Here is a 19,665-nt window from a genome sequence, read left to right as displayed (position 1 = left end):
TTGGTTAGCTTTAGCGTAACGACAACCCCCAGCTATGCTGGGGAGAGTAAAAAAGATTATATAGTGAAAAAACCTTCTGGTAAAATTGAGGTTGCGGTCGGCCAACTGCAACAACAAAGACCAGGAGGTTTTTTCGATGAAAGAAAAAGATATAGAGAAACAAGCACACACAACATGGCGATGCCAATATCATGTGGTGTTTGCGCCGAAATATCGGCGGATGGCGATATATGGGCAAATCAAAAGGGATATAGGGCAAATATTGCGTAGATTGTGTGAACAAAAAGGGGTAACAATCATAGAGGCAGAGGCTTGCCCAGATCACATCCATATGCTGATCAGTATACCGCCAAAACTTAGTGTAGCACAGATTATGGGATATCTCAAAGGGAAAAGCAGTCTTATGATATTTGATAGGCATGCGAATTTGAAGTACAAGTATGGAGATCGACATTTTTGGGCGAGAGGTTACTACGTAGATACGGTAGGACGGAATAAAAAGCAGATACAGGAATACATCCGGAATCAATTAGAGGAGGACAAGATAGCAGATCAGATATGTCTAAAGGAGTTCATTGACCCGTTTACGGGTAGCAAGAATACGAAGGCATAAATAAAGCCCCTTAAGGGGCCCGCCATGAGTCAGCAATGCAGTTGACCGACCCATTCGGGGCCCCTTGAGGGGCGTTGTCTGTATTATGCCCTTCTAGGGCTTACTCAAGCCCCCGGCTTAGCCGGGGGTCCTGACTTCAGCATCCTTTCAGCTTGGTGAACTATAATGCCCAGGTATGAAGGGGTGGGTGCGCCCACCCTTAACCGTGAGGAGGTTTACCATGATACAAGTGGAACACTTGACCAAGTGTTATGGTGACGTCATGGCGGTGCGGGATCTGTCCTTTGAAATCGACGAGGGGCACGTCTACGGCTTTTTGGGCCCCAACGGGGCGGGAAAGTCCACCACCATGAACATCATGACCGGGTGCCTGTCTGCCACCAGTGGGCGGGTGCTCATTGACGGACATGACATCTTTGAAGAGCCGAAAGAGGCCAAGCGACTCATGGGCTATCTGCCCGAACAGCCACCCCTGTACCTGGGGGAATCGCCGGTGGAGTACCTTACCTTTGTGGGCCGCGCCAAGGGCTTGAAAGGGGAGGAGTTGAAGCATCAGGTGACGGATGTGATGGCCCAGACCAAGATTGAGCACGTGGCCCACCGGCGCATTGGCGACTTGTCCAAGGGCTATCGCCAGCGTGTGGGCATTGCCCAGGCCCTGCTGGGCAACCCCAAGGTCATCATCCTGGATGAGCCCACCGTGGGCTTGGACCCCATCCAAATCATCGAGATCCGGGATCTCATTCGGGAGCTGGGACGTACCCATACCGTGATTTTCAGCTCCCACATTCTCTCCGAGGTGCAGGCCATCTGTGACCGCATCCTCATCATTGCCCACGGCAAGTTGGTGGCCTTCGACTGTCCGGAGAACCTGGAGCGGGATCTGCTGACCCAAAACCAGATTACTCTCACCACTCAGGCAGGGCCGGATGAGGTGCAGGAGGTGCTGGACCGTTTGGACCATCTGTCCGACATCACCTTCCAGGCCAAGGAGGGCGGCTACACCCAGACCCACTTCCACACCAGCCATCCCAAGCCCTATGAGATGACCCGGCAGCTGTTCTGGGCTTTTGCCGAAAGCGATGTGCCCCTGCTGGAGATGACGTTGAAGAAGGCCTCCCTGGAGGATGTGTTCCTGGAACTCACCGAAACGGCCCCCGCTCAAGAGGATGAGGCGGAAGAGATGGACGAGGAGGTGGAGGAGGCATGATTGCCGTACTGCAACACGAACTGAAAAGCTATTTCCACACCCTTACGGCCTATGTGTTCGGGGCTTTCTTGCTGTGCTTTGTGGGGATTGGCGCCATGATGTACAACCTGGAGATGGCCGTGAGCAATTTCGAGTATGTGCTCTCCTTTGGTTGCCTGGTGTTTGTGGTCATCGTGCCCATTCTCACCATGCGGGTTATCGCCGAGGAGCGCAAGCAAAAAACTGACCAGCTGCTCTATTCTCTGCCCATCTCCACCACCAGCGTGGTGCTGGGCAAGTATTTGGCCCTGCTGGTGGTGTATCTGGTGCCTTTGTGTATCGTCTCCCTCTACCCCCTTATTTTCTCTCGGTACGGCCAGGTGTACCTGCCCACCTCTTACGGCTCCATTTTTGCATTCTTTGTGCTGGGCGCGGCTCTCATTGCCCTGGGGGTGTTCATCTCCTCTCTCACCGACAACCAGGGCTTTGCCGCTGGCATCGGCATTGCAGTGATTTTGTTCAACTATTACTCGGTGCAGCTGGCGGAATACATCTCCTCCAGTGCCCTGGGTACCCTGGTAGCCCTGTGGGTGATTGCCATTGCCCTGGGGCTGGTCATTCGCTTTGTGACGGGGCAGGAAAATCTGGCCTTTGTCATCATGGGCGTGCTGATGGTGGCGGCATTCGTGGTCTATCAGGTGGACGCCACCCTGTTGGAAGGACTGCTTCCCAATATCATGACCCAGCTGTCCCTCTTTGAGCGATTCTATGTGTTTGTCAACGGGGTGTTTGACCTGACGGGAATCTTCTACTACCTGTCTGTGGTGGTGTTCTTCCTCTTCCTGTCGGTGCAGTCCCTGGAGAAACGGAGGTACAACTGATGAAGCAGTTTTGGAAAAAAGGGGAGTCAAAACCCCACACCCCGGGTCTGGCCTTACAAGGAGGCGGCTACTCCCTGGTGTTGACCGCCATTGTTCTGGCGATTCTCCTGGTGCTCAACATCCTGGTTTCGTCTCTGCCCACCACTTTGACCAAGTATGATATGAGTGCCACCCAGCTCTATTCCATCACCAGCAACACCAAGGTGGTGGCGGGCGCCCTGGAAGAAGATGTGACCATCTATTGGGTGGTGCAGTCGGGGGAGGAGGACGATGTCATCGAAAACCTCCTGGCCAAGTATGAGAGCCTGTCCGATCACATCCAAGTGGTGAAGAAAAACCCCGATGTGTACCCCACCTTTACTCAACAGTACACGGATGAGACGGTGTCCAACAACAGCCTCATTGTGGAGTGCGGGGAGCGCAGCCGCTATGTGGCCTATGAGGATATTTATATCAGCGACTTGGACATGTACACTTACTCCTACACCAACTCCTTTGACGGAGAGGGTGCCATCACCTCTGCCATTGACTATGTGGTCAGCGAGGAGCTGCCCAAGCTGTATTTCCTGGAGGGGCACGGCGAGGCAGAACTGCCCTCTAAGTTCACCGCGCAGATCGAGAAGGAGAATATGGAGACCGACACCCTGTCCCTACTCACGGTGGATGCCATTCCCGAAGATGCCGACTGTCTGGTCATCTACGGGCCCACCAGTGATATCTCGGAGGAGGAGCGGGATATGCTGGCCGACTACACCCAAAACGGCGGCAAGCTGCTGGTGATGGCAGGCCCCACCGAAGATGATCCGCTGACCAACCTGTACACCCTCTTGGAGGAGTACGGAGTGAAAACAGTGGAGGGCATTGTGGTGGAACAGGACCGGGAGCACTACGCCATTGGATACCCTTATCTGGTCATGCCGGAGATGTTCTCCAATGACATCACTGACCCCCTGGTCCAAGAGAGTTATTACCCCATTTTCTCCATTGCCCAGGGCTTGACCACCGATGAGAGCACCAGTTCTGCCGTCACCGCTTTGCTCACCACCTCGGACACCTCCTTCAGCAAGGCAGCTGGATTTGACCTGACCACCTACGAGAAGGAGGAAGGGGACACCGACGGCCCCTTTGTGCTGGGTCTTACCATTGACACCGGCAACGACGGACAGATGGTGTGGTTCTCCTCCTCGGACTTCCTCACCGATGCGTGCAACGCCTATTCCTCGGGGGCCAACCTGGATTTGGCTATGAACGCTCTGTCCGACCTCATCGGGGAGCGGGAGGCCATTTCCATTCGCAGCAAATCTCTGGACTACAACTACCTGACCATCAGTGACTCGGTGGCCTCGCTGCTGAAAACCGTGATGATCGGTGTATTCCCCCTGGTGTATCTGGGTGTGGGCATTGTGGTGGTTGTGAGAAGAAAGCAGGTGCAGCATGAAACGGTATAAAAAACTGTGTGTGCTACTGGGGGTACTGGTGGTGGTGTGCGCCATCACCTTTGGGGTGACCCGCTTCCAGCAGGTGAAAGAGGATATCAGCAACAGCGATGAGATCATTTTGGAGATTGACTCCAGCGCGGTGCAGACCCTCTCCTGGACCTACGACTCCAACACCCTCTCCTTCCACCGGGATGGGGACTGGGTGTATGACGAGGACGAAGCTTTCCCAGTGGACGAGACCAAAATGGAGGATCTGCTGGAGCCCTTTACCTCGTTTGGCGTGTCCTTTGTCATTGAGAACGTGGAGGACTACGGCCAGTACGGCCTGGACGAGCCGGTGTGTACCATTGACCTGACCACCGATCAGGACAGCTACCAGATCACCCTGGGCAGCTACAGCACCATGGATGAAAAACGGTACGTCTCCATTGGAGATGGTAACGTGTACCTGGTGGATCATGACCCGCTGGAGGAGTATGACGCTGTGCTCTCGGACCTCATCCGCAACGACAAGATGCCTGATCTGGACTCTGTTACCACCATCCAGTTTAGTGGAGCGCAGGACTACTCCATCTATTATCTGGAGGACAGCGTGAATACCTACTGCGTCGACGACGTGTATTTTGTCCAGGACCAAGACCTGCCCTTGAGTACCACCCGCACCGAGGGGTATCTCAATACTCTGCGTTTTTTGAGCCTGACCAACTACGCCAACTACAAGGTGACGGAGGAGGAGCTGGCCAATTATGGCTTGGATAACCCCGACCTGACGGTGACGGTGGCCTATACCGAGGAGGACGACGATGGCAATGCAGTGGACGGCACCGTGAAGCTCTCGGTGGGCCGCACCCAAGAGCAGAAGGAACAGGCCCAGGAGGCAGAGGAGGGCGAGGACGTGTCCGCCTATGTCCGGGTGGGAGACTCCTCTATCATCTACGAGATCACCGGCACGGACTATGACAACCTGATGGCGGCCTCCTACGACGATCTGCGCCACCAGGAGGTGTACGCTGGCGACGTGTCCCAGATCTACCAGGTGGACGTGACTCTGGACGGGGAGAGCTACACCCTCACTGCCGACCAGGCGGAGGACAGCACGGTGTGGAGCTTTGACGGCAACGAGGTGGATGCCACCGACTTTGAAACGGCCCTCACCGGCCTGACCGCCAGCAGCTTCACCGACCAGGACCCCACCGGTGGGGAGGAAGTGGAACTCACCCTCTACCTCACCGATGACAACTTCCCATCTGTGAAGATCACCTTATACCGCCAGGACGGCACGTACTGCCTGGCCCAGGTGGATGGAGCGTCCATGTGCCTGGTGGAACGTTCCGCTGTGGTCAGCCTCGTGGAGGCCATCAACGGCATCGTGCTAGGATAATAAAAGAGCAACTCCCCACAGAGGTATGATCTGTGGGGAGTTGCTTAGGCTGTTCTATAAGCCAAAATCTACGCAAGAAATGCCAGAAATCTAACACGCAGGAAAAGCCCTCGGCAGAGTTTTCCCGCCCGAAGGCGGGAAAATAAATTGAATCCGTTTTTCCGAGGACATGTGCATCGAAAAAAACACTTCTCAGCCCACCAGTGTGTTCTTGGGTCGTCCTTTGACCCAAGGGTGCATGCAGCGGGCTGCAGCTTTTTCCGAAATATGCTTGCATATTTCGGAGGTTTAGCCGCCTAAGTATGCCTTTTTCACCGACTCGTCGTTGAGCAGCTGGGCGCCGGTGCCGGTGGAGACGATCTTACCTGTCTCCAGCACGTAGCCCCGGTCTGCCACCGACAGAGCCATCTGGGCATTTTGCTCCACCAGCAAAATGGTGGTGCCTGCCTTGTGCAAGTTGCGAATAATGTCAAAGATCTGTTCCACCAGGATGGGGGCCAGACCCATGGAGGGCTCGTCCAGCATCAGCAGCTTGGGGTTGGACATGAGGGCGCGGCCCATGGCCAGCATCTGCTGCTCGCCGCCGGACAGGGTGCCCGCCACCTGACGGCGGCGTTCACTCAGACGGGGGAAGAGCTCGTAGGCCCGTTCCATGCCTGCGGCCACGGCGGACTTGGGCTGGGTGTAGGCACCCATCTCCAAGTTCTCCTCTACGCTCATCTGGAGGAACACCCGACGGCCTTCGGGCACCTGAGCCAGACCTTTCCCCACCAGCTTGTGGGCGGGCTGGCCCATGATGTTCTCTCCCATGAATTCAATGGAGCCGGTGCGGGAGTGGAGCAGTCCGGAAATGGTCTGCAAGGTGGTGGTTTTGCCTGCGCCATTGGCGCCAATGAGGGTGACCACCTCGCCGGGATGTACCTCGAAGGAGATATCCTTGATGGCGTGGATGGCGCCGTAATAGACGTTGATGTTGTTGACTTTCAGCATGGTCCTTAGCCCTCCTTCTGCTTGCCCAGATAGGCCTCGATGACCACCGGGTTGTTCTGAATCTCCTCGGCAGTGCCCTTGGCGATGATCTGGCCGAAGTTGAGCACACAGATGCCTTCGCAGATGCCCATGACCAGGTTCATGTCGTGCTCGATGAGCATGATGGCGATTTGGAAGGTGTCCCGGATCTTCACGATGTTTTCCATCAGTTCTACCGTCTCGGAGGGGTTCATGCCCGCAGCCGGTTCGTCCAGCAACAGCAGGGAGGGGTTGGTGGCCAGGGCACGGACGATCTCCAGCCTACGCTGTGCACCGTAGGGCAGGGAGCCGGCCTTGTGGTCGGCCAGATCCTGCATGTCGAAGATGGACAGCAGCTCCATGGCGCTCTCATGGGCGATTTTCTCCTGTTTCCAGTAGCTGGGCAGGCGGAAAATGCTGGACAGGGCGTTGTATCGGGTGTGGTTGTGCAGGCCGATCTTCACGTTGTCCTCCACGGACAGATTGTTGAACAGACGAATGTTCTGGAAGGTACGGGCAATGCCCATACGGTTGACCTGGGCGGGGGTTTTCCCTGAGGTGTCCATGCCATCCACCAGGATGGTGCCCCGGGTGGGGTGATAGACCTTGGTCAGCAGGTTGAACACAGTGGTTTTGCCTGCGCCGTTGGGGCCAATGAGGCCGGCTATCTCGGTGCGGCCCACGGTGATGTTGAAGTCCTTCACGGCGGCCAGACCGCCAAAGTCGATGCCTAAATGGCTGCACTCCAGAATGGGGGATTTGTGGAGGTCACGCTCGGGAATGATGGAGTGGCTGGGCACCGGGACCATTTTTCCCTTTTCAAATACTTTTTTAGCCATTTGCAGCGGCCCCCTTTCTTCTCTTGGGCAGGATGCGGCCCAGCATGGCCTTGAATTGGTCGTTGTTGGTGGCCAACATCACCAGAATGAGCACGATGGCGTAGACCAGCATGCGGTAGTCGTTGAATTCACGCAGGGCCTCGGGCAGCACATACAGCACCACAGCGGCGATGATAGAACCCCAAATGTTGCCCAGACCGCCCAGTACCACGTACACCAGCACCAGAATGGAGGTGTTGAAGTCGAAGCGGGTGGAGGAGAGGGTGGAGTAGTTCAGTCCGAAGAGAGCGCCGGCAGAACCGGCCATAGCGGCGGAGATGACAAAGGCCATGAGGCGGTACTTGGTGACGTTGATGCCCACACTCTCAGCGGCGATGCGGTTGTCCCGGATGGAGAGGATGGCACGACCGGTGCGGCTGCGCACCAGGTTGAGCACGATGACCAGACACAGCATCACCAGCACAAAGCCCATGGGGAAGGTGGCCAATTTGTCCACGCCCACGGCGCCCTGAGCGCCTTTGATGATGGCCACGCCGTTTTCGGTCATATTCAGGTTTTCCACGCTCAGCTTGCCTGAGAGATTGAACATCACGTGCAGGCCATTTTCGTCGTAGCCCACAATGAGACAGTTGATGAGTTCCTTGATGATCTCACCAAAGGCCAGGGTGACGATGGCCAGATAGTCGCCCTGGAGGCGGAGCACCGGCACGCCTACAATGAACCCGGCGATAGCGGCGCAGATGGCGCCCACCACAATGGCGATGATGAGCCGGGCCAGATCGGAGGGGATGCTCTGTTCCAGGCTCATGGCGGCGATGATACCGGAGAAGGCACCCACGCTCATAAATCCGGCGTGGCCCAGGGACAGCTCACCCAAGATGCCCACGGTGAGGTTCAGGGACACGGCCATGACCACAAAGCAGCACACGGGCACCAGCATACCCTGGGTGGAGTTTTTCAGCATGTCGGCCTGTTGTAAGGCAAACATAATGACAAAGGCGACGATGACACCCAGATAGGTGAGAAAGTCGGTGCGGGTGGTCTTCTTTTTCAACAAATTCTTCATGCTTCCCACCTCACACTTTCTCGGGCACATATTTGCCCAGCAGTCCGGCGGGCCGCACCAGCAGCACGATGATGAGCACCGCAAAGACGATGGAGTTGGCCAGGGCGGAGGACAGGTAGGCCTTGGCCATGGATTCGATGACGCCCAGCAAAATACCGCCCAGGAAGGCCCCGGGGATGGAGCCGATACCGCCAAACACAGCGGCGGTGAAGGCTTTGATGCCGGGCATGGAGCCGGTGGTGGGGTTCAAAGTGGTGTAGGAGGAACACAGCAACACACCGGCGATGGCCGCCAGAGCGGAGCCAATGGCAAAGGTCATGGAGATGGTGCGGTTGACGTGGATGCCCATGAGCTGAGCAGCACCCTTATCCTCAGAACAGGCTCGCATGGCCTTGCCCAGCTTGCTGCGGTTGATGAACTGGGTGAGCACCACCATGATGATGAGACAGGCAGCGATGGTGAGGATGGAGATATAGGGGATGGTGACGCCGCCGAGGGCCAGGTTGCCGGGCATCACCGAGGCATAGGATTTGGTGCTGGTGCCCCAAATGAGCTGGGCGGCGTTTTGCAGAAAGTAGCTCACGCCGATGGCGGTGATGAGGACGGCCAGGGTTCCGGCCTGACGCAGGGGCTTGTAGGCCAGACCTTCAATGACCACGCCCAGCACCGTACATACGATGATGGCCAAAATGGTGGCCAGCCAGCCGGGAAGATCTAAGTAGAATACAGCACAAAAGGACACATAACCTCCCACCATGATGACATCGCCGTGGGCGAAGTTCAGCATCTTGGCAATGCCGTACACCATGGTGTAACCCAGGGCGATGATGGCATAGACGCTGCCCAAGCTGATGCCGCTGATGAGGTAGTTGAGGAATTCTGTCATAAGCAATGGCACCTCATTTCTCTTTTCTCAATTCTCTTTCTCGCTTGTTCCGTGGCAGAGGCAACGCCTCTTGCCCCTCCCACAGAAAAAGCGGGTGCCTGCCAGGAGAGAAATTCTCCTGGCAGGCTTGGATGCGTTTTCCGAAAATTGCGGGGTTAGGGGAGCACATAGGTGCCGTTTTCGATGACCACAGCCATGGGAGCCTTGGACACTTCGCCGGTGGCGGTCCAGGTCATGTCCGCGCCAGTGAGACCGTCAAAGGTCATGGTGGTAATCTGGCCAACCAGAGCCTCACAGATGTCTTCGTAGGACATATCGGCGGTGCAGCCAGCGGCCTTCAGACCCTCGTAGACGATGTACACAGCGTCGTAGGCGTCAGCAGCGAACTGGTTGGGAACCTCGCCGTAGCGCTCTTTGTACTCAGAGACAAAGTTCTGGGTCTTCTCGTCCTCAGCGTCGGCGGAGAAGGGAGTCAGGAGCATGACACCCTCGGCCAGAGAGGTGTCAAAGCCGGGAAGGGTGAGGATGCCGTCCATGCCGTCTACACCGAAGACGGTGGGAGCAAAGCCCATGGTCTTGGCCTGGTTGAGAATGACGGAGGCCTCCTGATAGTAGATGGGCAGGAACAACAGGTCTGCCCCGGCAGCCTGAGCAGCGGTGAGCTGCACGGAGAAGTCGGTGGCGGTGTCTGCGGTAAAGGTGCCCTCGGAGACGATCTCCAAGCCCTTTTCCTTGGCCTCTGCAGCGAAGGTGTTGCGGATGCCCTGAGAGTAGTCGATATCATTCTGATAGATGATGGCAATCTTGCTGTCCGGCATGTTCTCGGAGATGTAGTCAGCAGCAGCGGTACCCTGGTTGGGGTCCGTGAAACAGACCTGGAAGACGTTATCCTTACCCTCGGTGATGTCGGCAGAGGAGCCGGAGGGGGTGAGCATAAACATGCGGTCGGCATTGGCCTCGGAAGCCACTGCGATGGAGGAGCCAGAGGTGGTGGGTCCAACCAGAACCTGCATGCCCCAGTCCTTCAGGGTGTTATAAGCGTTGACGGATGTATCAGCGGCGGCCACGTCGTCCTCGGATTTCAGGGCCAGCTGGATGTCACCGCCCAGGGCGTTGATCTCATCCACAGCAATCTGAGCGCCATACTTTACGGCGTTGCCGTAGATGGCGTTGTCTCCAGTGAGAGGGCCAATCACACCAATCTTAAATGCGTTGTCGGCGGTATCTCCACTCTCGCCGCCGCAGCCAGCCAGCAAGCTCAAGCACATGGCGCCGGCCATGGCAACTGCACATACATTTCTCTTTTTCATTTCAACAACCTCCCATTTTACCGATTTAGCACGTTGCAAGCACCGGTAAGATTGTTGACAATTATAGACCTGGGGCGCAAAGTTGTCAACCTAAAAAATAAACAATGACCGTCCACGTGGGACGGTCATTGTGTTGCATAGTGACGGACATTTGTCTTTATACCACCAATCCTCCGTTGGGAGCCAGCATCTGGCCGGTGACAAAGGAGGCCCCGTCGGAGGCCAAAAACAGTGCGCAGGCTGCGCACTCTTCGGGGGTTCCAATGCGGCCCAAGGGGGTTTCATCGGCCAGAGCAGCCATATCCTCAGAGGATAAATGGGCATTCATTTCCGTGGCAATCACCCCGGGGGCAATGCAGTTGACCCGGATGTTTGAGGGGCCGACCTCTTGGGCCAAGGCTTTTGTGTAGGCGATTACTGCACCTTTTGTGGCGGAATAGGCCACCTCGCAGGAGGCCCCAACCTGTCCCCACATGGAGGATACGGTGAGGATGCAGCCCTCTTTCCGGTGGATCATATGGGGCAACACGGCTTGGCAGCAGTAGTGCATTCCATCCACGTTGACCCCAAAGAGTTTGCGCCAGTTTTCTTGGTCAATATCACTGACAAGCCCCACATGGGACAGGCCAGAGCAACAAACCAAAATGTCAAGTTGACAAAATTTTTCTAACACATTGTCAACCATGGACTTGGCCTGTTTGGGATCGGACAGATCTGCATATACCTCCACTACCGGCACGGCAAGCTGCGAGAGCTCCTGAGCGAGAGTGTGTAGTTTTTCACGGTTGCGGTGGGCGTGGAGGGCCACGCCATATCCAGCCTGGGCAAAAGCCCGGGCTGTGGCGGAGCCAATTCCGCCGGAAGCGCCGGTGATCAGGGCGTATTTCATACCATCACCTCGAAGAAAAGATAAAAAAATTATATCATGAAAAAAAGGTGTTGACAAGAAGGGGGAGTTTATGTATAATAGCATTCGTCCGTGAGAGAAATGGACGATTAGCTCAGCTGGTATGAGCACCTGCTTGACGTGCAGGGGGTCACAGGTTCGAGTCCTGTATCGTCCACCAGAAAAACCGCTGTTTTCGAGAGAAAACGGCGGTTTTTCTTTACTTTTTTCTGCCATTCACGGGACGGGCTCTGACCACATATTCATTTTGACCACAGTTTAGCCACAGACAGGAAAAATAACGCTTTGATTCCAGATCAGAGAGAAATTCAAATTGATGGGGCGATTTTGGTTGTAAAAATGCCTCTGGTTTGCTATACTGAATGAAGAGAGGAGGCGCTGACGATGCCGGAAATCAGTCTGTTCTATGGAATCAGGGTCACCATGTTTTACAGTGACCACAATCCTCCCCATTTTCATGCGGAATACGCCGGGAACAAAGCATTGGTGGACATTCAGTCTGCTTGTGTGATTCGGGGCGCACTTCCATCTCGGCAGTTGAAGCTGGTCCTGGCGTGGTGTGAGCTGCATCGGGACGAACTGATGCAGAACTGGGAATTGGCCAAGGATGCCAAGCCTCTGAATCGAATTAACCCCCTGATCTGAGAAAGGAGGCCGCTATGGAGTTGATCCCAAAGGTTGTCCAGGCTGTGGCTGGACAAAATTACTCTGTCTACGTCTATTTTCACGATGGCACCGTGCGGCTTCTGGACGCATCCCCACTGGTGCAAAAGGGTGGCGTGTTTGCACCCTTGCAGGATGCCGACTTCTTCCGGGATCGGCTGACCGTCTTAAACGATACGGTGGCGTGGGATGTGGACGGAAACCGAGATCCTTGTACCTGTATTGATCTTGACCCATGCCAGCTGTATGAGGCCTGTCCCATTGTAGAGGATCCCCTCAGAGAAGCGATTTAAGTTAAATATTGATACAAGAGCCACCCTCCAGGAGTATTTTATCTGGAGGGTGGCTTTTTCTCAGCTTGCTGGTTTCTTAGCTCGGAGGAGGGCCAGTTCCTGTTTCATCTCTGTGATCAGTGTTGCCAGCTTCTCCTCACACTCCGCCTCCGTGGGGGCGTAGATGTTCCGGGCCATGCGCTTGCCGTTGACCTTGGGGGAGTAGCGTCCCTCCCAGAGGTGGTCGTTGATCTGGGTCACACAGCCGGTTCCCGGCTTGCGGTATTTGCCCTTCACCGCCTGGAAGGGGACGGCTGTGGCTGGTCTGCTGGGCTTTGGATTGGGGGGTGGCTCCACCCCGGCAATCCCTCGGTCGATGCGGTCAGCGGCTCTCTGGCGCATTTCATCGCTGACATGGGCGTAGACGTTCAGTGTCGTGGCGCTGGACACATGGCCGATGATGGCGGATAAGGTCTTGATGTCCATGCCATGTTCCAGGGCGTTGGTGGCGAAGGTATGGCGGAGGTCGTGGAAGCGGACGTGTTTGCATCCCGCCCGTTCCAATACCTTGGACAGCTTCTTTCGTACCGCTGCCGGGTCTAAGGGGGAGTCCTTCTTTTTGGGGGAGGGGAACATCCAGCGGGAGCTGCTGCCTTCCCGATACCGTAGTAGGACGTGGAGGATGGGGCGGGGGAGAACCAGGCTTCGGCTGGAGGCCTTGGTCTTGGGCTGGGAGACCACCAGCTTCTTGTGGATGCGCTGCACCTGCCGCTCTACCTTTAATACACCCGTCTGCACATCCAGGTCATCCCATTGGAGGGCCAGGATTTCCCCGCGGCGCAGGCCGGTGGACAGCTCCAGCAGCAGGAGCTCATAGCACCCGTCCTCTTTGGCCTGAATCAGCAGGTGTTGGATCTCCTCTCCGGTGAGCACCTGCATCTCCCTGAGACGGGTGGTGGGGACTTTGCAGGCAGCGGCGGGATTTTTCTGGATCAGGCCCTCAGCCAGGGCCTTGTCCAGTGCCATGCGGCAGGTGACATGGCAGCTTTTCACCATTCGGTCAGACAGGCCGGGGCCGTACAGATCCCTTTGGGCCAGCCGTCCGTTTTGTTTCAGCCGTTGATAGAACTGCTGGAGATCCCCTTGGGTCAGTTGGGAGAGGGGGATATGCCCCAACTCCGGGATGATGTGCTGATAGATGCGGTTTTCATAGTCGGTCTGGGTCTTGGGCTTAATGCCCGGTTTGCAGTACTGCTGATACCAGTAATCCAACCATGCCCCAAAGGTCATGTCCACCTTAGGTGACTTGGGGGCTGCCTCCTGGACTTCCTCTTTCAGGGCTTTCAGTTTGGCTGCGCATTCTGCCTTGGTTTTAGCCAGCACGTTTTTGGTTTTGGGGCGTCCGTTGTCGTCGTAGCCGATGACGTATCGCCCTTCCCATCGGCCATCCTTTCTCAGGTGGAGACTGCCATCTCCACGTTTCCGCTTTTTTGCCATGGCTCCATCTCCTCTCCCAGTAGTTCTGTCAGGAAGCCGCCCACAATGTCGGCGGCGTTGCGCTGCATCTCCCCAGTCACATGGGTGTAGGTGTCCAGGGTGAAGCTGGCCTTGGTGTGGCCCAGAATCCCGGACAAGGTCTTGGCATCCACACCGCTGGACAGGGCATGGGTGGCAAAGGTGTGGCGGAGGTCGTGGAAGCGAATGTCTGGCAAGCCCGCCTCTTGGAGCAGCTCTTTCAATCGCCGATATGCTTTGGAGGGAGAGACAGGTTGCTCTGGGCGGAGAGGATCGGGAAAGATCCACTGGGATAGGGCGGACGCCTTTCGCTCCCGCAGCATCTGAGCTGTGCTGGAGGGGAGCAGGATGGTCCTGGTTCCCGCATAGGTCTTGGTATCCCCTACCTCCACGCCGCCGCCTTTTCTGGGGTGGATGGTGCGGCGCACCTTCAAGTGTCCGGATGCTTCGTCGAAATCCGACCATTGGAGGCCGCACAACTCACCCCGCCGCAGACCTGTGGTCAGTTCCGTGAAGAAGAAGTCTCGCCATATCCAATCTTTTTGGATGACCGCTTTGAAGGCATCCAGCTGGTGGTGGTTCAGAATCCCTTTGGTGCGATGAGCCACCTTGGGGGGTGTTACCTTATGGGCGGGGTTGGCAGGGAGGAGACCTTCATCTACGGCGGTTTTCAAGGCGTGATGAAGGGTGTTGTGAATCCCACGGACGGTGGTGGGACTCAGCCCCGGCCCCTGATTGCCCCGCTTGTCCATGCGTCCGTGCTCCAGCAGCTTCTGGTAGAGGGTGTTCAAGTCTTTGCCTGTGAGTTTCAGCAGGGGCTTGTCCCCTAGGTATGGTTTGACATGGTTGTTCAAGTCCCTCCGGTATCCATCTAAGGTATTGGGGCGAATGTTTGCTGAGATGTACTCGTCCAGCCATTTGTCCAACCATTGGGACAGGGTCATGTTACTTTTCTCAGTGAGATGTACGCCCTGATAGGCGCTGATGTTCTGCCGCAGTTTGGCTGTTAACTCTCTTTGGGTATCGGCGTAGACGTAACGGAAGATGGGGTCGCCGTTTTCCTTATGGCCGATGACCATACGGCCCTCCCAGCGGCCATTCCGTTTCCGCACCATGCCGTCCCCGGATGCTCTGCGTTTTGCCATGGCATCAATCCTCCTTCTGTATGTGATGGCAGATGTACTCTGTTTCCTCCTGTGAGGAATACAGGTCATCTGCCTCCAGTTCTTTTGTGATTCCCCAGGCCAGTTTGAATCCTGCGGTGAAGCTGGCCAGGGAGATTGCTTCTCGCAGTAGGGCTTGGCCATCTACCAAGTCCATGAGCCTGCGCCGCTGCACCTTGTCCAGGCAGTCTCGCACTTCCTGACGGGCAGTTTCAATTTCCTTCTCCAGTTCCGTGAGATTTGGTTTTCGGAAGAACCGCTGGTGCAGGGCTTTCATATAATCGTTCATATGTGTGCCTCCTTATCAGCAACACACAATACCGAACAATCAAGAGAATAGCCAGTGGATTTCACCACAATTATCAAACTGTTATCATTTGCTCCGGGCCAATTTCCTCGGGGCGTTTTCTTTGGTGACAGTGTGCTATTTTAGGCGTTGTGGTTACCATCCATCCATGCTCATGCCTCAGCTCAGCTGCTCCTCCTCGTGGTCGACCGAGACTATTTTATCTTTGTATCGCAACACAGATTTTTACACGCTCACATAGATCACACGGACTTCTGGAAGTCCAGCACTTCCTTGAAGCTGATGCGGCCATTGGTGCTGTTTACCTCCCGCACACTCCGGCCACGCATAAGCTCATAGGTTCGCTGATCCATGTCGGTGTCGGCAGTGAGAATGTGATTGCACAGATTTTGTTCCACCGCCACCTTGTAGAGATACCTGCCTATACGCTGTGCAAAGTCATCCATGGTGCCGATGAGGATGGTGGAGAGCACCTCGGGTAGGAAGGCACCGGCATTCTTGGTGTTCAGATAGCCCAGATAGAACTCCACGGCTTTTTCGATGAACTCGCTCTGGCTCTTGCAGTTATCACTCCGGTAGGTGTCCTCGATTTTCCTCCTCACAGAGGGGGTGAAAAAGACGGTTGTTTTCTGTTTTCCTTTGACCATGATTAGTCTCCTTTCGCTTCGAAACTATCTTGAATTCCTTGGGACTGTAAGGCTCGTCCCCAACAGAGCGTTCCTCTCCGAACTTTTCGCCCAAAGGAACGCCCTTTGAAAAGCCTGAAACTGCCCGCACTGCGGGCAGTTGTGACCGACACGGCGCACAAGGAGCGTCGTGATTTTCTCCTGCTTCTCTTTACTTCTCTTTAGTCCACGCTTTTGGCCCCTTGTTTCCCGCCCCAAAGGGGCAAATTTGACCTTTCTCCGCCTGGGGTGGGTCAGGGCCTGCCTCTGTCCAGGCATCGGGCACATAGCCCCTTACAGCGGGGCACACGGGGCTTTCTCTGGGTTTCGTCCCAGGCGCTTTTTTGCCTGTTGCCACTTTCGCTGTTCCTCCAGCTGGTCCATCTGCTGCTGGTAGTAGCAGTCCAACGTTATTTGGATTGGGAGGATGGTGTACTGGTTGTTGCCGTTCCACTTCATACCGTGGCTGTCCAGGTAGCTGGTGTGTTCCACAGAGATGAGCTGCCGGTCCTCCAGTTTTGCAATGTGCTTCATCACAGTAGCCACCGTGAGATGTACCGCCGAGGCAATGGTTCGGTAGCTGGGATGGCATTGATGGGTGCGTCGATCTTCACAGTAGAGCAGGTAGGCGTAGACGGTGATGACTCCGTGACCGAGATTTAGGAAGAACAATTCATTGGGCAGAGAGAAAAAATTCTTCCCGGTATTCTTGCACACTGGAACCAGATGTTGATTCAGCAGTCCACGTTGTTTAAGTTCCGTGAGTTGCTCTGTAGCCATGTCCTTGCTCATGTGTAGCTTGGATGCGATCTCGTCCACGCTGGGTGGGACAGATTCTTTGCCGTGGGTGTGGAGATAGCAGAGATAGGTGAAGGTAGCGAAGGCCTGGGGCTTCAACCCCCACTTCCAGATTCCATTGGGAATGGAGAAGCGATGCCGCTTTGGGTCACGCTGATAGGGAGATAAATTCAGTTGCGCTCACCGCCTTCTATGTGTTCCACCACCCATTGGATGAACTGTTCTTTGGGGACCACCATGCGATTGCCGATGCGCAGCATGGGGAAGCCCGGTTCGTGCATGAGTTCGTACCCGCTGGACGCTGACACGCCCAGTACCTTTGCCACCGTTTCCGAGTTGAGGAACAGCGGCAGCTCGTCGTAGTGTTTGTACATGGATTCTTTCATTTTGAATTCCCCTTTACAAAAAAGTAAGGACACCAGCGACGGTGCTGATGCCCTTCTGCTTGTATTGTGTCGGAGATTTTGTTAGACTGAGAAAAAGGTGTGACCAATTATTTTCCAGGTGGGACAATTTTCAGAGGCGGTGAAGTCCTATGAATGGAGATATCGTATTTTACATTCACGGCAGCACAATCGAATACGGTGGAACGCTGTTTGATGCCGGGGAACTGACCACGGATATTTTGAACCTGGGGCCCAGGGAGTACACCCCTCTCTATGACCAACTTCAGCACATCCAGTCCTTGGCCAAGCAGTACGAGAGTACACAGGACCGTGGCATCTGGTGGGAACTGAATGGCTGTTTGATGGAACTGCGCAGTCAGTTGAGCAAGTACCGGGTATTTCAAATCCTGCTGCAGGATGACCAGCAGCTTTTTCAGGAAGCCCAGCAGTACACCCAGCAGTTCTCCTTTCTTCCAGAGGAAGAGATAGACTGCCCCATGACAACCCCGGAGCAGTGGGAAGCTGCAGCAGCGCAGGAGGAAGAGAACCAAACCATTCCCCCACAACTTCTCATCTATCCTGGCAGCCGCAGAGAAAAATGGCTGTACTACCGCAAGCGGATTGACCGCTACCAGCGTTACCTGGAAGAAGTGGCGGCGTTCAATCCTACCGTCCACAACTTTATCAACTTCGTTCTCTCCAAACTGGAACACAATTCTTCCGAGAACTACGCCGCTGCGCTCTATCAGTTTTATAACGACGAGCGACTGGTAGAGAAGCTAATCGTGAATCCTATGGGCCTGGAACACTCCTTTTATCAGAAATACGACCACTGTGTGGTGAGCTATGTACCAAGGGAATTGCCGGATGGGAAGTTTGCCATCTGCCAGGAGCATACTACCGACAGTTTGCAGATGCTGCTGAAGGCAGATTATATGACAGCCCTGAACGCCGGATATAACATCCGACGGTGCATTGTCTGCAAGAAATATTTTCTGGTACGAAGCGGCGCCCATGTGCTCTACTGTGAGGGCCGCTGTCCGCTGGATGAGCGCTTTACCTGCCGACAGTATGGCAGCTATGAGATTCAGAAGGAACTGGCCCGGGATGTGCCAAAGATCAAGACCAAGATCACTGCCTTCAACCGCATCCGAAAGGATTATCAGCGGGGGATTATCACAGAGGAGGAAATGCGGCGGCTGAAGGATGCCGTTCGGGACAGGCTGTTTGACGCACTGAGTAGCTCTGACATCTCCAATGAAGATTTTGAGCGATCCATCTCTTCCCAGCATCTCTATCCGATTTGCAGAGTGGCCCGTCAGACCAGACCTCGAGGCCGTCCCCGCAAGGTGAAGGACGGTGACGATGCATGACCAACGAGGAACTGTTGGTGCGAATCTCCAACGGGGATGAGGCTGCCTTGACCAAACTGTGCCTGGTGAACACAGGTCTGGTGAAGAATCGTGCCTGGTCGATTGCCCGGCAGTATCACTGCCTGAGGCAAAACCAATATGGTGCCTTGAGTGATTATGCAAAAGAAATGCTCTCCGAACTGGAGAGCGTAGGAAGGCTGGCACTGGTGGAGTGCGTCCGAACCGGCGGTTATGATGCGGGAAAGGGTCGATTCACTACTTATGTCACCCCGTTTTTGGACGGAGCCATGCGGCGGCATTTGGAATGCAGCTTGGGGACACTATCTCTGGACCGGGACAGCATGGGGTTGGTGCGAAAGGCACAGAAACGCTATCATCAAAAAGGGGAGAGTGTGGAGCAGATCAGCCAGGCGCTGGGCATCTCATTTCCTACAGCAGCCAGAGCCGTTGCATACCCCACGCATTTCTTCTCTGTCTATGACCTGCAAGACCCGGAAGAGGATGGAGACATCTTGGAGCGGCTCACGCCAGGCTGGTTGTCTGAGTCACCAGAAGAAACTGTAATTCGGTCATTGACTATGGAATGCCTGCGGGAAGAGTTTCTGCAGCTTTCCAAGAAGGATCAGGAGATTCTGGGACGGTGCTTCGGCGTGTATGGCCACCCCAAGTCAGATCTGCGGGAAATCGCCATACGCAGCCGCATGAAGGAGTCTGGCGTGGAGAAAGCCAAGGATCAGGCAATCAAGCGGCTGCGGGATCGGTGTTTGGATAGCCTTGCATGGAAGCTGCGTCGAGCCAGGCGGATGGTGGATCGAGCTGTACCGACAGAAGTCAAAATACCATTGCATTCTGTGTGAAAAGGGGAATGATGCCTCTGAGTGTTGTTTTTAGTGGCTCAACTTCTGCTGTCCTGTTTATTGGACGGCTGTTGTAATAAAATATTGAAAATAGAATTTTATTACATTCAGTGCTATTCTATATATGGGATATTTTGAAATGCAAAG

General features: G+C 55.2%; 22 protein-coding genes and 1 tRNA gene. 11 read left to right on the top strand and 12 right to left on the bottom strand.

From position 1 onward, the window contains the following. The 6 genes from B5G37_RS15790 to B5G37_RS10685 form a co-directional block, all read left to right on the top strand. Positions 1 to 270: hypothetical protein (locus B5G37_RS15790; RefSeq protein ID WP_242962870.1), on the top strand; the 270-nt coding region annotated here is incomplete at its 5' end. Then, positions 194 to 613: an IS200/IS605 family transposase gene (gene tnpA, locus B5G37_RS10705; protein ID WP_242962869.1), complete on the top strand. Its 420-nt coding sequence runs from the start codon at positions 194 to 196 to the stop codon at positions 611 to 613. The genes B5G37_RS15790 and tnpA, both read left to right, overlap by 77 nt. Before the next feature lie 220 nt (positions 614 to 833). Next, complete coding sequence (locus B5G37_RS10700; protein WP_087257324.1) at positions 834 to 1,823, top strand: ABC transporter ATP-binding protein; 990 nt, start codon at positions 834 to 836, stop codon at positions 1,821 to 1,823. Next, positions 1,820 to 2,683: an ABC transporter permease subunit gene (locus B5G37_RS10695; protein ID WP_087257322.1), complete on the top strand. Its 864-nt coding sequence runs from the start codon at positions 1,820 to 1,822 to the stop codon at positions 2,681 to 2,683. The genes B5G37_RS10700 and B5G37_RS10695 overlap by 4 nt, the downstream gene beginning before the upstream one ends. After that, entirely contained in the window at positions 2,683 to 4,131 is a 1,449-nt protein-coding gene (locus tag B5G37_RS10690; protein ID WP_087257320.1) for a GldG family protein, read from the top strand. Before B5G37_RS10695 ends, B5G37_RS10690 begins: the two co-directional genes overlap by 1 nt. After that, positions 4,118 to 5,503 carry a DUF4340 domain-containing protein gene (locus B5G37_RS10685; RefSeq protein ID WP_087257318.1) on the top strand — a complete coding sequence of 462 codons (1,386 nt, stop codon included), beginning with the start codon at positions 4,118 to 4,120 and terminating at the stop codon, positions 5,501 to 5,503. Before B5G37_RS10690 ends, B5G37_RS10685 begins: the two co-directional genes overlap by 14 nt. A gap of 288 nt (positions 5,504 to 5,791) precedes the next feature. Here the strand turns inward: B5G37_RS10685 and B5G37_RS10680 are convergent, their stop codons facing one another. The 6 genes from B5G37_RS10680 to fabG form a co-directional block, all read right to left on the bottom strand. Beyond that, positions 5,792 to 6,493, bottom strand: a complete 702-nt coding sequence (locus tag B5G37_RS10680) for an ABC transporter ATP-binding protein (protein WP_087257317.1) — start codon at positions 6,491 to 6,493, stop codon at positions 5,792 to 5,794. Positions 6,494 to 6,498: 5 nt separating this feature from the next. Next, on the bottom strand, positions 6,499 to 7,320 hold the full coding sequence (locus B5G37_RS10675) for an ABC transporter ATP-binding protein (protein WP_242962868.1): 822 nt from the start codon (positions 7,318 to 7,320) through the stop codon (positions 6,499 to 6,501). A gap of 22 nt (positions 7,321 to 7,342) precedes the next feature. Then, a complete protein-coding gene (locus B5G37_RS10670) occupies positions 7,343 to 8,416 on the bottom strand; it encodes a branched-chain amino acid ABC transporter permease (protein WP_087257313.1) in 1,074 nt (357 codons plus the stop codon). 10 nt (positions 8,417 to 8,426) lie between these two features. Beyond that, complete coding sequence (locus B5G37_RS10665) at positions 8,427 to 9,302, bottom strand: branched-chain amino acid ABC transporter permease (protein ID WP_087257310.1); 876 nt, start codon at positions 9,300 to 9,302, stop codon at positions 8,427 to 8,429. Between the two features lie 155 nt (positions 9,303 to 9,457). Then, a complete protein-coding gene (locus B5G37_RS10660) occupies positions 9,458 to 10,612 on the bottom strand; it encodes an ABC transporter substrate-binding protein (protein ID WP_087257308.1) in 1,155 nt (384 codons plus the stop codon). Positions 10,613 to 10,769: 157 nt separating this feature from the next. Then, entirely contained in the window at positions 10,770 to 11,501 is a 732-nt protein-coding gene (fabG, locus tag B5G37_RS10655; RefSeq protein WP_087257306.1) for a 3-oxoacyl-ACP reductase FabG, read from the bottom strand. A 101-nt stretch (positions 11,502 to 11,602) separates the two neighbouring features. Here fabG and B5G37_RS10650 point away from each other — a divergent pair. From B5G37_RS10650 to B5G37_RS10640, 3 genes are all read left to right on the top strand, one after another. After that, a tRNA-Val gene (locus B5G37_RS10650) sits at positions 11,603 to 11,679 on the top strand. Positions 11,680 to 11,903: 224 nt separating this feature from the next. After that, complete coding sequence (locus tag B5G37_RS10645; protein ID WP_087257304.1) at positions 11,904 to 12,164, top strand: DUF4160 domain-containing protein; 261 nt, start codon at positions 11,904 to 11,906, stop codon at positions 12,162 to 12,164. Between the two features lie 14 nt (positions 12,165 to 12,178). Beyond that, positions 12,179 to 12,475: a DUF2442 domain-containing protein gene (locus B5G37_RS10640; protein WP_087257302.1), complete on the top strand. Its 297-nt coding sequence runs from the start codon at positions 12,179 to 12,181 to the stop codon at positions 12,473 to 12,475. Positions 12,476 to 12,535: 60 nt separating this feature from the next. Here the strand turns inward: B5G37_RS10640 and B5G37_RS10635 are convergent, their stop codons facing one another. The 6 genes from B5G37_RS10635 to B5G37_RS10605 form a co-directional block, all read right to left on the bottom strand. Beyond that, a complete protein-coding gene (locus tag B5G37_RS10635) occupies positions 12,536 to 13,951 on the bottom strand; it encodes a site-specific integrase (protein ID WP_087257300.1) in 1,416 nt (471 codons plus the stop codon). Next, positions 13,909 to 15,114 carry a site-specific integrase gene (locus B5G37_RS10630; RefSeq protein WP_087257298.1) on the bottom strand — a complete coding sequence of 402 codons (1,206 nt, stop codon included), beginning with the start codon at positions 15,112 to 15,114 and terminating at the stop codon, positions 13,909 to 13,911. The genes B5G37_RS10635 and B5G37_RS10630 overlap by 43 nt, the downstream gene beginning before the upstream one ends. A gap of 4 nt (positions 15,115 to 15,118) precedes the next feature. Continuing rightward, on the bottom strand, positions 15,119 to 15,421 hold the full coding sequence (locus B5G37_RS10625) for a hypothetical protein (protein ID WP_087257296.1): 303 nt from the start codon (positions 15,419 to 15,421) through the stop codon (positions 15,119 to 15,121). A gap of 260 nt (positions 15,422 to 15,681) precedes the next feature. Further along, the gene (locus B5G37_RS10620; protein ID WP_087257294.1) at positions 15,682 to 16,086 is read right to left on the bottom strand and encodes a hypothetical protein; all 405 of its coding nucleotides are present in this window, start codon (positions 16,084 to 16,086) and stop codon (positions 15,682 to 15,684) included. A gap of 312 nt (positions 16,087 to 16,398) precedes the next feature. Further along, positions 16,399 to 17,001 (bottom strand): helix-turn-helix domain-containing protein, encoded by a 603-nt coding sequence (locus tag B5G37_RS10610; RefSeq protein WP_087257290.1) that lies wholly within the window; start codon positions 16,999 to 17,001, stop codon positions 16,399 to 16,401. Between the two features lie 71 nt (positions 17,002 to 17,072). After that, the gene (locus B5G37_RS10605; RefSeq protein WP_087257288.1) at positions 17,073 to 17,288 is read right to left on the bottom strand and encodes a helix-turn-helix domain-containing protein; all 216 of its coding nucleotides are present in this window, start codon (positions 17,286 to 17,288) and stop codon (positions 17,073 to 17,075) included. Between the two features lie 149 nt (positions 17,289 to 17,437). On the opposite strand from B5G37_RS10605, the gene B5G37_RS10600 reads away from it, so the two are divergent. Both B5G37_RS10600 and B5G37_RS10595 read left to right on the top strand, forming a co-directional pair. After that, the gene (locus tag B5G37_RS10600) at positions 17,438 to 18,661 is read left to right on the top strand and encodes a DUF6076 domain-containing protein (protein ID WP_087257286.1); all 1,224 of its coding nucleotides are present in this window, start codon (positions 17,438 to 17,440) and stop codon (positions 18,659 to 18,661) included. Then, positions 18,658 to 19,518 carry a hypothetical protein gene (locus tag B5G37_RS10595; RefSeq protein WP_087257284.1) on the top strand — a complete coding sequence of 287 codons (861 nt, stop codon included), beginning with the start codon at positions 18,658 to 18,660 and terminating at the stop codon, positions 19,516 to 19,518. Before B5G37_RS10600 ends, B5G37_RS10595 begins: the two co-directional genes overlap by 4 nt. Positions 19,519 to 19,665: the final 147 nt, after the last annotated feature.

Source organism: Pseudoflavonifractor sp. An85 (assembly GCF_002161235.1).
GTDB lineage: Bacteria > Bacillota > Clostridia > Oscillospirales > Oscillospiraceae > Enterenecus.
This window is presented reverse-complemented; position numbering and strand designations above follow the sequence as displayed.